Annotated in this window: 9 protein-coding genes and 1 tRNA gene; 5 read left to right on the top strand and 5 right to left on the bottom strand. The window is 64.6% G+C overall.

The window, feature by feature from the left end:
• Positions 1 to 131 precede the first annotated feature (131 nt).
• The gene (locus GPT34_RS13630) at positions 132 to 2,285 is read left to right on the top strand and encodes a PhoX family phosphatase (protein WP_291013424.1); all 2,154 of its coding nucleotides are present in this window, start codon (positions 132 to 134) and stop codon (positions 2,283 to 2,285) included.
• A 149-nt stretch (positions 2,286 to 2,434) separates the two neighbouring features.
• Positions 2,435 to 2,707: a hypothetical protein gene (locus GPT34_RS13635; RefSeq protein WP_291013426.1), complete on the top strand. Its 273-nt coding sequence runs from the start codon at positions 2,435 to 2,437 to the stop codon at positions 2,705 to 2,707.
• Between the two features lie 19 nt (positions 2,708 to 2,726).
• Here GPT34_RS13635 and GPT34_RS13640 read toward each other — a convergent pair whose 3' ends face one another.
• The gene (locus tag GPT34_RS13640; protein ID WP_291013428.1) at positions 2,727 to 5,135 is read right to left on the bottom strand and encodes a UvrD-helicase domain-containing protein; all 2,409 of its coding nucleotides are present in this window, start codon (positions 5,133 to 5,135) and stop codon (positions 2,727 to 2,729) included.
• Between the two features lie 288 nt (positions 5,136 to 5,423).
• Here GPT34_RS13640 and GPT34_RS13645 point away from each other — a divergent pair, with 288 nt between their 5' ends.
• Positions 5,424 to 6,401, top strand: coding sequence for a GMP reductase (locus tag GPT34_RS13645; RefSeq protein ID WP_291013430.1), 978 nt, complete (start codon positions 5,424 to 5,426; stop codon positions 6,399 to 6,401).
• Between the two features lie 123 nt (positions 6,402 to 6,524).
• Here GPT34_RS13645 and GPT34_RS13650 read toward each other — a convergent pair whose 3' ends face one another.
• On the bottom strand, positions 6,525 to 7,421 hold the full coding sequence (locus tag GPT34_RS13650; protein WP_291013433.1) for an alpha/beta hydrolase: 897 nt from the start codon (positions 7,419 to 7,421) through the stop codon (positions 6,525 to 6,527).
• Between the two features lie 83 nt (positions 7,422 to 7,504).
• Here GPT34_RS13650 and GPT34_RS13655 point away from each other — a divergent pair, with 83 nt between their 5' ends.
• Complete coding sequence (locus GPT34_RS13655; protein WP_291013436.1) at positions 7,505 to 8,410, top strand: NAD(P)-dependent oxidoreductase; 906 nt, start codon at positions 7,505 to 7,507, stop codon at positions 8,408 to 8,410.
• A gap of 52 nt (positions 8,411 to 8,462) precedes the next feature.
• Positions 8,463 to 8,538: transfer RNA gene (locus GPT34_RS13660), tRNA-Ala, on the top strand.
• 54 nt (positions 8,539 to 8,592) lie between these two features.
• Here the strand turns inward: GPT34_RS13660 and GPT34_RS13665 are convergent.
• From GPT34_RS13665 to orn, 3 genes are all read right to left on the bottom strand, one after another.
• Positions 8,593 to 10,479 carry a DEAD/DEAH box helicase gene (locus tag GPT34_RS13665; RefSeq protein WP_291013439.1) on the bottom strand — a complete coding sequence of 629 codons (1,887 nt, stop codon included), beginning with the start codon at positions 10,477 to 10,479 and terminating at the stop codon, positions 8,593 to 8,595.
• A 345-nt stretch (positions 10,480 to 10,824) separates the two neighbouring features.
• On the bottom strand, positions 10,825 to 12,411 hold the full coding sequence (locus GPT34_RS13670) for an inorganic phosphate transporter (protein WP_291013441.1): 1,587 nt from the start codon (positions 12,409 to 12,411) through the stop codon (positions 10,825 to 10,827).
• 74 nt (positions 12,412 to 12,485) lie between these two features.
• A complete protein-coding gene (orn, locus tag GPT34_RS13675; protein WP_291013444.1) occupies positions 12,486 to 13,076 on the bottom strand; it encodes an oligoribonuclease in 591 nt (196 codons plus the stop codon).
• Between the last annotated feature and the right edge of the window lie 75 nt (positions 13,077 to 13,151).

The following is a 13,151-nucleotide window of genomic DNA, read 5'->3' on the forward strand; positions in this document are numbered from 1 at the left end:
TTGAAAGAAGACCAAATGGTCTGGTGCTGGCGTGACAGTCGCGTGACGCCCCCAAGGTCTCGCGCAGCTTCACGAAACCGTCATACAAATAGCGCAGCCTCGCGCGTGAGAATCCCCAACCTAGGACATCCATGAAACCGTCTGAGACCTTCAACAACGAAGACTCCAACAGCAGCCAAAACCCTGACTTCGACGAGGTGCTGAGCACCCGCCTGAGCCGCCGCCATGTGCTGCGCGGCGCTGCTGGTGCAGCAGGCCTGGGCGTACTGAGCGCCACCGGCCTAGCGGCCTGCGCCACGGCTGGTGGCGGGGGGGCACCGCTGTCCAGCCTCGGCTTCCAGCCAGTCGCCAAAGGCTTGGCCGACGCGGTGGTGGTGCCGCCAGGGTACCGGGCGCAGGTGATCTACGCACTGGGAGATCCGCTGTCTGCCAGCATGCCGGCCTTCCGCAACGATGGAAGCGATGGTGACTTCGGCAACCGGGCTGGCGATCACAGCGACGGTGTGGAATGGTTCGGCCTTGGCGCCGACGGCAAACCGTCGCGCACGGCGGTGGCGCGCGGTCTGCTGGCCATGAACCACGAGGCCACCACCGACGAGAAGCTCACGTCCTTCTTCATCCACACCGACGGCGGCACGGCCAGCCTGCCGCGCCCTGCGGCCGAGGTCGACAAGGAGCTCATGATCCACGGCATTTCCGTGGTCGAGGTGCAGAACCAGGGCGCTCGCTGGGCCTACCAGCCGGGCTCGGCATTCAACCGGCGCGTCACCACGATGAGCGAAGCCGAGATGCACGGACCGGCGCGCGGTAGCGAACACCTGGTGACGAAACACAGCCCCGATGGCATGCGCGTGCGCGGCACACTCAACAACTGCGGCACGGGCAAGACGCCCTGGGGCACCCTGGTCTCGGGCGAGGAAAACTGGTTCGGCTATTTCCACCGCGATGCGCAGGACGACGAGCGCCGCAAGAAAGACCGGCAGGTGCAGGCGCTCAACCGCTACGGCCGCAAGGCCGGCGCGCCCAGCCGCCACGGATGGGAGAGCGCGGGCAGCGCCGATGCCTACGCGCGCTGGAACAACGGCGCGCTGGGCGCCTCGGCCAAGGACGATTACCGCAACGAGATGAACAGCTTCGGCTACATCGTGGAACTCGACCCGTACGACAAGACGGCGCTGCTGCGCAAGCGCAGCGCCCTTGGCCGCATGGGCCATGAAAACGCCACCTTTGCCCGTGCGCAGGCCGGCCAGCCTGTGGTGGCCTACATGGGCGACGACGCGCGCGGCGAGTACATCTACAAATTCGTCTCCAAAGCCTTGTGGGACACCGCAGATGCCAACGCCGCCAACCGCCTGGCCGTGGGCGACAAGTACCTGGACCAGGGCACGCTGTACGTGGCGCGCTTCAAGAGCGACGGCAGCGGCGAGTGGTTACCGCTCGCCTTGAACAACCCGGTGATCGCGGGCAGCTCCTACTTCGAGTTCAAGACCGAGGCCGACGTGGCCGTGTTCACCCGCCTCGCCGCCGACGCCGTGGGCGCGACCAAGATGGACCGGCCCGAGTGGGGCGGCGTGAATCCCAAGAACGGCGAGGTCTACTTCACATTGACCAACAACAGCCAGCGCAACGCCTCCAACGTCGATGCGGCCAACCCGCGCGCCTACACCGACTTCAAGGCTGGCAAGGAGCAAAAAGGCAACGTGAACGGCCACATCGTGCGCCTGGCCGAGGCACGCCCTGCCGATACGGCGTTCCGCTGGGACATCTACCTTTTTGGGGCCGAGGCGGGCGCCGATCGCAGCAGCGTGAACCTGTCGGCGCTGACCGACGACAACGACCTCTCCTCGCCCGACGGCCTGGTGTTCAGCCCTGCCACAGGCGTGTGCTGGATCGAGACCGACGACGGCGCCTACACCGATCAGACCAACTGCATGCTGCTGGCCGCTGTCCCCGGGCGCGTGGGCGACGGCGGCAAGCAGACGCTGACACAAGGCGACAAGCGAGTTGACACTTTTGTAGGAAAACCCCAGACCACGGCTACGCTCAAGCGTTTCCTGGTTGGCCCCAAGGGCGCAGAGATCACCGGCATCTGCGAAACGCCTGACGGACGGGCCTTGTTCGTCAACATCCAGCACCCGGGTGAAAACACCAAGATGGCCGAGGTGAGCAACCCCGCCAAATACGAGAGCCAGTGGCCAGCCAACGCGGGCTACGGCGCAGGCCGGCGACCGCGCTCGGCCACCATCGTGATCACGCGGGAGGACGGCGGCGTGGTGGGCACCTGAGCAAGCGGCGAGCGCCCAGGGACGCGGCGCTCCTGTCATCGCTCTGTCATGAAATTCGCGGGCCTTGCTGGGTATGCTTGTCCGCTGTTCAACGTTCCATCCCACGGACCGGTTTGCCGACGCGCCGGCCCGTGCTCCAGAAAGCCTCCATGCTCGCCCTCAAAAAAGCCCGCAAGCTCATCGAAGCCCGTCCCGAGTCGCCAGCCGCCGTCACGTTGTCCAGCCTGGTGGTCGCGCTGGAAACGGAAACCCCGTTCCTGTTAGCCGAGCTGTACCAGCTCGACTACGACGAATTCGGTCTGGCGCTGGAGGTGATGATCGAATGGCGGCTGGACCGGTACTACGCCAGCAAGCTGCGGCTGCTCGACGCGTCGGTGCAGGTGGGAGAAAAGTCAGCCAAACAGGATCACAAGTCCGCCTGAATCGGCGTTCGGCAGGCGCTCATTCGTCCACCGGCGTGAGCTTGGCCACGCTCAGCGCCAACCACTTCACACCGTGCCGCGTGAAACTGACCTGGGCGCGCGCATCCGGCCCCACGCCTTCGAGCGCCAGCACCTTGCCTTCGCCGAACTTGTTATGAAACACGCTCTGACCAGCCTTGATGTCGGTGCCACGATCGGGCTCGGGATTGGCCTTGCCACCCAGGCCTTTGGGGTCGCTGCCCGAGGCCCAGCCTGGTGACCACGCCGGCTGCAGCGCCGTCACGCCGCCGCGCCCGCCAGACCAGCTGCCCGACCCTGCTGCGCCACCGCCCCAGGCAGGTTGCTGCGGTGTGAGCCACTTCAGGCAGGATTCTGGCAGCTCGTCAAAGAAGCGGCTCTTGAGGTTGTACCGGGTCTGGCCGTGCAGCATGCGGGTCTGCGAGTGGCTGAGGTAGAGCCGCTTGCGCGCCCGGGTGATGGCCACGTACATCAGGCGCCGCTCTTCTTCCAGCCCGTCGCGGTCGCTCATGGCGTTTTCGTGCGGGAACAGGCCCTCCTCCATGCCGGTGATGAACACGCAGTCGAATTCCAGGCCCTTGGCCGCGTGCACCGTCATGAGCTGCACCGCATCCTGTCCCGCTTGGGCCTGGTTGTCACCCGACTCCAGCGCGGCGTGGGTCAGGAAAGCGGCCAGCGGGCTCAAGGTTTCGCCAGTTTCCTGATCCGGCGCCAGCGGCTCGTCCAACAACGGTGCAGCCGGGTCCAGACCCTGGCTCACCGGGCTTTGCGTCAACGGCTGACCCAGCTCATCCACCGGCAGCGCCACCGCGTCGCGCCCAAAACCTTCGATGCTCACAAAGCTTTCGGCAGCATTGACCAGCTCCTCCAGGTTCTCTACCCGATCCTGCCCTTCGCGCTCGGCGCGGTAGTGCTCGATCAGGCCGCTGTGCGCCAGCACCAGCTCGATGATTTCGCGCAGCGTTTTGCCTTCGGTCTGCTCGCGCATCACGTCTAGCTTGGCCACAAACGCACCGATGGCCACGCCGGCGCGTCCAGTGACAGCGCTCACCGCATCGTGCAGCGAGCAACCGGCGGCGCGCGACACGTCCTGCAGCTGCTCGATGCTGCGCGCGCCTATGCCGCGCGCCGGGAAGTTCACCACGCGCAGGAAGCTGGTGTCGTCGTGCGGGTTCTCCAGCAGGCGCAGGTAAGCCAGCGCGTGCTTGATCTCGGCGCGCTCGAAGAACCGCAGCCCCCCGTAGACGCGGTAAGGCATACCGGCGTTGAACAGCGCCGTCTCGACCACGCGGCTTTGTGCGTTGCTGCGGTAGAGCACCGCCATTTCGCGTTTGGGCATGTCCTCACGAGCGAGCTGCTTCATCTCGTCCACCATCCACTGCGCTTCAGCGAAATCGCTGGTGGCCTCGAACACGCGCACCGGCTCGCCCGCGCCGGCGTCGGTGCGCAGGTTTTTGCCCAGGCGCCGGCTGTTGTTGGCAATCAGCTGATTGGCCGAATCGAGGATGTTGCTGGCGCTGCGGTAGTTTTGTTCCAGCTTGATCTGGTGCTGCACCCGGAACTCGCGCACGAAGTCGGCCATGTTGCCCACGCGCGCGCCACGAAACGCGTAAATACTCTGGTCATCGTCACCCACCGCGAACACCGCGTTGCCTGCTGGCGAGAGCCCCTCAAGTGGCGGCGTGCTGAACTGCTTGATCCAGGCGTACTGCAGGCGGTTGGTGTCCTGGAACTCGTCGATCAGGATGTGCTTGAAGCGCCGCTGGTAGTGCTCGCGAACCGGGTCGTTGTCACGCAGCACCTCGTAACTGCGCAGCATGAGCTCGCCAAAGTCCACCACGCCTTCGCGCTGGCATTGCTCTTCGTAAAGCTGGTAGAGCTCCACCTTCTTGCGGGTTTCTTCATCGCGCACCTTGACATCGCCCGGGCGTTGCCCGTCTTCCTTGCATCCGCTGATGAAGTACTGCACCTGCTTGGGCGGGAAACGCTCGTCATCGACGTTGAACTGCTTGCACAGCCGCTTGACCGCAGAGAGCTGGTCTTGCGTGTCGAGGATTTGAAAGCTTTGCGGCAAGCCGGCGAGCTTGTGGTGCGCCCGCAGGAAGCGGTTGCACAGGCCATGAAAGGTACCGATCCACATGCCGCGCACGTTGACTGGCAACATGCTGGACAGGCGCGTCATCATCTCCTTGGCGGCCTTGTTGGTGAACGTGACCGCCATCACACCACCCGGACCGAGCTGCCCGGTCTGCAGCAGCCAAGCAATGCGGGTGGTAAGCACACGGGTCTTGCCCGAGCCCGCCCCCGCCAGGATGAGTGCATGCTCGGGCGGCAAGGTCACGGCGGCTGCCTGCTCGGGGTTGAGACCTGCGAGCAGCGGCGAGGGAACAGTGGAATCTTCAAACAGCATGACTGGGATTGTAGGAAGCCCTCGGCGCTGCGCCCGCCATACGTCGCGCCATATGAGCCTCATACGATGCGCAACTCTGCGAGCACCGCACACAACGCCCTATCCGCCTACAATCAGCCACCGGGCCCAAGCAGTTGTGCCCGGTTTTTTTTCGCCTTGCCCAACTCCACCCTGAACCTCGCGTAACGACTCAGGCCGCAGCGGAGTCGGCTAGACCGGGCCGCCAGTGGCGCCCTCTCGATAGAGGGGGTGGCGCCGAAGGCGACGTGGCGGTCACTGAAAGTACTCATGGAAATCTTCGACTACGACAACATCCTGCTGCTGCCACGCAAGTGCAGCGTGGAAAGCCGATCCGAGTGCGATGCCAGCGTCGAGCTGGGCGGGCGCAACTTCCGCCTGCCGGTGGTGCCAGCCAACATGAAGACCGTGGTCGACGAGAAGATCAGCCTGTGGCTTGCGCAAAACGGCTACTTCTACGTGATGCACCGCTTCGACCTGGACAACGTGAAGTTTGTGCAGCAGATGCGCGATCAAGGGGTGTACGCGTCCATCTCGCTCGGCGTCAAGGCCGCGGACTACGGCACGGTCGATCGGTTCGTGTCCGAAGGGCTGGCGCCCGAGTACATCACCATCGACATCGCCCACGGCCATGCCGATACGGTCAAGGCCATGATCGGCTACCTGAAAGAAAAGCTGCCGATGTCCTTCGTGATCGCCGGCAACGTGGCCACGCCCGAAGCCGTGATCGACCTGGAAACCTGGGGCGCCGACGCGACCAAGGTGGGCGTGGGCCCGGGCAAGGTCTGCATCACCAAGCTCAAGACCGGCTTCGGCACCGGCGGCTGGCAGCTGAGCGCGCTCAAGTGGTGCGCGCGCGTGGCCACCAAGCCCATCATCGCCGACGGCGGTATCCGCAGCCATGGTGATATCGCCAAGAGCATCCGCTTTGGCGCATCCATGGTCATGATTGGCTCGCTGTTTGCGGGCCACGAGGAGTCACCCGGGCAGACGGTCGAGGTGGACGGCGTGCTCTACAAGGAGTACTACGGCTCGGCAAGCGATTTCAACAAGGGCGAATACAAGCACGTGGAAGGCAAGCGTATCCTGGAACCCATCAAGGGCACGCTGGCACAGACGCTGACCGAGATGGAGCAGGACGTACAAAGCTCGATCAGCTACGCCGGTGGCACCAGGCTCATGGACGTGCGCAAGGTGAACTACGTCATTCTGGGAGGGGACAATGCAGGCGAGCATTTGTTGATGTAGGCCCACCCCCGCGCCGCCTGCGGCGTCTCCCCCTCAAGGGGGCGATGCGAGCGGCCCGGCGGAGCCGGCTCCACCGCATCCTGGGCTGAAGACACCTCACTCGGGAGGGGTCTGCAGTTGCACTCAGTTTTTGAGCAACTGCTTCGCCAGCTTGTGCAGGCGGTGCTGGGGGTCGACCAGGGCTTCCAGCACGCTGAAGTGGTTAAGTCCCGGCAGGGTTTCGCACACGGGCACGATCTCGGGACCCCAGGCGGCTTCAATGAGGTGGTTCTGGCGAACGAACTCATCGCTCTCATCGGCGCCTGCCACCGCGATCAGTTCACCACGGCCTTCCTGAAGCGGCGGTGCCGCGAAACCAGCGGGGCTGGCCTGACGCACCTGCTTGGGCGTCAGGCGCAGCGAGTCCTGCAGAAACGGGGTGTGGCGCAACGGCTCCAGGTCAAACACGCCCGAGATCGACATCGCGTTCTGCACCAGCGCGTCCGGCAGATCCTGCCCCACCAGCGACCACTGGCAGGCCAGCATCATGGCGGCCAGATGGCCTCCGGCTGAATGGCCCACCACGGTGATGCGCTGGGGATCGCCACCATGCGTACCGATGTGCCGGTGCACCCAGGCCAAGGCCTGCGTCACCTGCAGCGCAATCTGCGGGATGGTGACCGCTGGACACAGTGCGTAATTGGGCACCACCACGCAAGCGCCCTGTTTGACGAAGGCCGGCGCAATGAACGAGTGATCGGACTTGTCCAGGCTGCGCCAGTAGCCCCCATGAATGAACACCAGCACAGGCGCGGGCGGTTGCCCGTGTTTGCGCGGTGCTGGAAAAACGTCCAGCGTCTCGCCCGGACCATGGCCATAGGCCACATCGAGCAGGCAGGGCAAGCCCTGGCGAGCCTGCTCAGACGCCGCAGCCCAGCGCTCAAAATGCGCCGCATGCTCGGGCACCAGGGCACGGTTGTTGTACTGACGGTCCAGCCAGGCCGGATCGGGACGGTTGGAAGAAACGGATTTGCGGTTCATGGTCGCGACATTGTGTCACGCAGCTCTGTGACCCAGCCCGCACGCGGCGCCTACAATTTTGCGATCCTCATTCTGAGCAAGACATGACCCACACTGAACAAACCGCAACCCCTTCTACACCCACAGTGGCCGTGCTCGGCATCGGTCTCATGGGTTTTCCCATGGCACGGCGGCTGTGCGAGGCCGGCATGGCGGTGCGCGCCTGGAACCGCTCGCGCAGCAAAGCTGAGCGCCTGCTGCCCTTCGGTGCCAGCGTGGCCGAGTCGGCCGCCGAGGCGGTGGCGCAGGCCGACCTGGTGATCACGCTGCTGGAAAACGGCGAGGTGGTCGAGTCGGTGCTCATGCATCCCGACACCCTCGCGGCCATGCGACCCGGTACGCTGGTGGTCGACATGTCGTCCATCCTGCCGGTGCAGGCGCGTGATCACGCCCAGCGTCTGGCCGAGCACGGTGTAGGTCATGTGGACGCACCGGTTTCCGGTGGCACAGTGGGCGCCGAGCAAGGCACGCTGGCCATCATGGCCGGGGGCGAAGTGGCTGACGTGGGCCGCGCGCGGCCCGTGCTGGAAGCCCTGGGCCGGCTCACCCATGTGGGCCCACACGGCGCAGGTCAGCTCGCCAAACTGGCCAACCAGATGATCGTCGGCATCACCATCGGCGCGGTCGCCGAGGCCTTGCTGATGTGTGAAAAAGGGGGCGCCGACATGGGCCAGGTGCGCCAGGCGATCACCGGTGGCTTTGCCGACAGCCGCATCCTGCAGGTGCACGGCGAGCGCATGGTGCAGCGCGACTTCGCCAAGCGCGCCGCCATCACCGTGCAGCTCAAGGACATGCGCAATGCCCTCACCACCGCCCAGTCCGTGGGCTTCGAGGCGCCGATCACCACGCTCTTCGAGCAGCTGTTCTCCCAGGCGGTGGAGCACGGCCTGGGCGATCTCGACCACTCCGGACTGTTCGTCGAACTCGCGCAACGCAACGGCATGCGCTGACGCTCAACAAAAGCAGCACCAACGCGCTCGTCCTCTGCTAGAGTTTGCGCATGGGGACGTAGCTCAGCTGGGAGAGCGTCGCGTTCGCAATGCGAAGGTCGGGAGTTCGATCCTCCTCGTCTCCACCAAACCAAAAAAAGCCGGACGATTCGTCCGGCTTTTTTGCTGCTTCAGCGCAATGCTCAGCGCGGGCTGCGGCGCGCCACTGGGCGCGAAGGCCCACCAGCCGGGCGACGCGGTGCGAATTCACCGCGCATCGCTGCGCGCTCACCCGTGCCGCGATCGGCGAAGCGGTCGCCACCGCGGTCGTTGCGCGGCGCGTTGGAAAAGCCCGATGGGCGCGCGCCCATGCCGGGTGCACCGCGATCACCCAAACCGCGCGGCGCAGGGCGGCTGTCGCCACCGCGGTCAAAACGGTTGTCGCTGCGGGGTGCGCTGCGCGGGTCAAAACGCCCTGCGTCACCGCGTGGGGCATCGTTGCGCTGGTCGTTGCGATTGCCTTCGAAGCGCGGTGCATCGCCACGGCCTTCGAAACGCGGACCGCGTGCCGGGGCACCGCGGCGGTCACCACCAAAGCGGTCGTTGCCGCCACGCGCGTTGGCGTAGTTGCGACCCGGCGCGCCACGGCCCATGGGCTCGTTCATCGGCGCGCGCTGACGCGGCTCCATGCCGGCCACGGTGTCCACGGTGATGCGCTGGCGCGTGAAGGCTTCGATGTCGAAGATCTTGCGGCGATCGCGCATCTCGGCGAAGGTCACGGCCAGGCCATCGCGGCCAGCGCGACCCGTGCGGCCGATGCGGTGGGTGTAGTCCTCTGCTTTCATCGGCAGACCGAAGTTGAACACGTGGGTGATTGTGGGCACATCAATGCCGCGCGCGGCCACATCGGTCGCCACCAGGATCTGCACCTGGCCATTGCGAAGCGCCATCAGGCGGCGGTTGCGCACGCCCTGGCTGAGTGCACCATGCAGTGCCACGGCGGCAAAGCCAACTTGCTGCAAGTCAGTGGCCAGGCCATCGCACTCGATCTGCGTGCTGCAGAAAACGATCGCCTGATTGATGCTGGTGTCGCGCAGCCAATGGTCGAGCAGGGTGCGTTTGTGCTGGGCGTTGTCGGCCCAAAACAGCTTCTGCTCGATGTTGGCGTGCTGCTCCTGCGGTGAGTCGATCTGCACCTTTTGCACATGCTTGCCGCCTTCGTGCATCACGCGCATGGCGAGTTGCTGAATGCGAGGCGCAAACGTGGCGGAGAACATCATGGTCTGACCGCGCTGGCTGGTCAGCTCGTTGATGTCGGCCAGGTCATCGGAGAAGCCGAGGTCGAGCATGCGATCGGCCTCGTCCACGACCAGGAACTGCACCTGGTCGAGCTTGAGCTGCTGCGAGCGCTGCAGGTCCAGCAGGCGCCCTGGCGTGGCCACCACGAGATCGGCGTTTTGCAGTTTGGCGATCTGCAGCTGGTAAGGCATGCCACCCACCACGTTGGCGATGCGCAGGCCACGGCAATGGCGCACCAGATCGATCGCATCATGGGCAACTTGCTGGGCGAGTTCGCGCGTTGGGCAGACGATCAGGGCGCCAGGGGTGGCGGCCTTGAAGTTGCGCGGGCTGGTCGGGTCCTTGCGCTTGGGGCGCTTGGGTGCGGCCTCGCCTTTGGCCAAAGCGTCCGCCGTGGCGCGTTCGAAATCGGTGCGCTCCTTGGCTTCGGCGGCGGCTTGCTGCTTCAACAGGGTGTGCAACACGGGCAACAGGAAGGCGGCGGTTTTGCCGCTGCCGGTCTGGCTGGACACCATCAGGTCGGCGTAACGCTGCTCACCTTCGGCCAGCATGGCCTTGGGGATGACGTTGTTCTGCACCTGCGTGGGCTGCACGTATCCCAGGTCGGCGCAAGCCTGCACCAGTTCGGGCGCCAGACCCAACAGCTCGAAACCATTGGGTTCTGCGGGCGCCGCTTCTGCGGGGGTGTCGGTGTCGACTTCGGGCGACAGGATGTCTGCCGTGGCACCAGGGGTGAAGTCGGTCGTGTGTTCGGGCGTGAATTCGCCGCGTTCTTCAAAAGAGTCGCTCATGTTCGTCCTTGCGCTAGGGCGCAATTGATCGAATCAAGGCTCAGGAAATAAGACGCCGCCAACAGTAGGCGGGCGCTCCCGGGCGCTGAATCCGTTCGTGGTTACAAAACATCAACCATCAAACGGACAACGCGCCATGAGTCACAAAACTTCGGGTGACGCCGGGAGCGAATGGCCTCATCCGCATCGCCTATGGTGAGAACCAGGGCGGCTGACTACCCTCATGGGTTGGGTCAGCAGTGTTCGGGAGGCCTGTGTGTGAGGCAGATGCACAAATCATCGCAGTTACCCGCGAAGCCTTAGATTATCGCAGAGTTTTCGGGAAAACCCTAGATTTGTTTTGATTCAGCCCAGAACGGCAGAGACGATCTGGAACAGGATCGCTGCCAGCATCGCCGTGGCAGGCACGGTGATGATCCAGGCTGCCACGATGCGCAGCACCGCCGAGCGCTTGACGATTTCCTTGCGGTACACCTTTTTCAAGGCGCGCCGCTCGTTCTTGTCAAACACCGCACCCTCGGCCTGCTCGCGCAATTTGGCGCGGCGCTTCATGTCGGCCAGCATGCGTTTCTTCTCTTTCACCTCGGCGCCCTCAAAGCGCGTCAGGTAAGCCTGCACCTCGTCGCGGTCTTCACCTTGGTGACCAGCAAACACCACCGACTCCATCTTGGCGTAGTTCACCTTCAACAGTTCGCGCAGAAAGCCCACGCCGAATACCGCGCCAATGGTCACGTGGGTGGTGGACACTGGCATGCCCAGCTGCGACGCCACGATCACGGTGATGGTGGCGGCCATGGCGATGGAGAACGCGCGCATGTTGTCCAGCTCGGTGATTTCCTTGCCCACCGTCTTGATCAGACGCGCGCCATAGAGCGCCAGACCCACCGACAAACCCAGCGCACCCAGCACCATCACCCACAGCGGCGTGGCGGCCTTGGTGGCGATGGCGCCGGACTTGACCGCCTCGTAGATCGCTGCCAGCGGGCCCACTGCGTTGGCCACATCGTTGGCACCGTGAGCAAAGCTCAGCAGTGCGGCCGAGCACACCAACGGCCAGGTGAACAGGCGGTTGACGCCTTGCTTGCTGTTCTCCTGTTGCTGCGCCAGGCGCGCCACCGGTTTGTGAACCAGCACCCAGGCCACCACAGCGATACCAGCACCCGCGGCCAGCGCCACCGGAAAACTCACCTTCACCAACTGCCCCAGACCCTTGAGCATCATGTAGGTGCCAAAGGCCCAGGCCATGACCGCAATCAGCCAGGGCACGACGCGGGCTGCGGCCTCGGTCATTTCGCTGCGGTAGGTGATGCTTCGCTTGATGACATAGAGAAAAGCCGCTGCGATGGCGCCTCCCGTCAGCGGCGACACCAGCCAGCTCAATACGATGTTTCCGATGGTGTCCCAGTTCACCAGGCCCCACCCGCCAGCGGCGATGCCTGCGCCCATCACAGCGCCAATGATGGAGTGCGTGGTGGACACCGGTGCCCCGATGGCAGTCGCCAGGTTGAGCCACAGGGCGCCCGCCAGCAGAGCCGAGAACATCACCCAGGCAAACAGACTGGCATTGGCAATCTGTTTGCTGTCGATGATCCCGCCCTTGATCGTGCCCACCACCTCACCGCCGGCGACGATGGCGCCCATGGCCTCAAAGGTCGCCGCGATCAGGATCGCCCAGCCCATGGTGATGGCGCCGGATCCCACCGCCGGACCCAGGTTGTTGGCCACATCGTTGGCACCGATGTTCATGGCCATGTAGCCGCCGACCACCGCCGAGATGATGAGCAGCCACACCGCGGGACCACTGAGCCCCGCCACGTCCACCCCGCGCACCGAGGCGTAAAGCCCCACAGCCAGCAGAAAAGCCAGCGCAGATCCGAGCTGCAACACGTCTTGGTACTTCGACACCCAACGGGGACGTGATTTTTTTGTCATGGTTTTTTCATGTGAATCGCACGATTTTGACATGCAGCCGGCGCGCCGGAAACACCTCCGGACACGCGCGAGCCTCAGCGCAGAAAGTGGGTGCGGTAGTGTTCCAGCTCGTCAATCGACTCGTGCACGTCGGCCAGCGCCGTGTGTTTCTGGTGCTTCTTGAAGCTCTCGTAGACCTCGGGGCGCCAGCGCTTGGCCAGTTCCTTGAGCGTGCTCACATCCAGGCAACGGTAGTGGAAGTAGGCCTCCAGCTTGGGCATGTACTTCACCAGAAAACGTCGATCCTGGCTGATGGTGTTGCCACACATGGGTGAGCCGCTTTTGGGCACGTACTGGGCGATGAAGGCCAGCAGCGTGGCCTGCGCCTGCTCTTCGTCCACCTCGCTGGCGCGTACTTTGTCGATCAGGCCGCTCTTGCCGTGGGTACCCTTGTTCCAGGCGTCCATGGCATCGAGCAGGGCATCGCTCTGGCGGATGACCACGACCGGACCTTCGACTCGGGGCGTGAGCTGGGGACCGGTGATCACCACCGCAATTTCCAGCAAACGTTCTTTTTCCGGGTCGAGGCCGCTCATTTCGCAGTCGATCCAGACCAGGTTCTGGTCGCTCTTGACGAGTGTAGGGAGGGCCAGGGCGGTGTTGATGGGGGTGGTGGGCAGGGTCATGCCCTGATTTTCGCCGATCGCGGCGGCAGCCCCGCCGCCAGCGCAGGCACTGGTGCTTCGATAGACTCCCCACCC

Source organism: Hydrogenophaga sp. (assembly GCF_011390835.1).
Lineage (GTDB): Bacteria > Pseudomonadota > Gammaproteobacteria > Burkholderiales > Burkholderiaceae_C > Hydrogenophaga.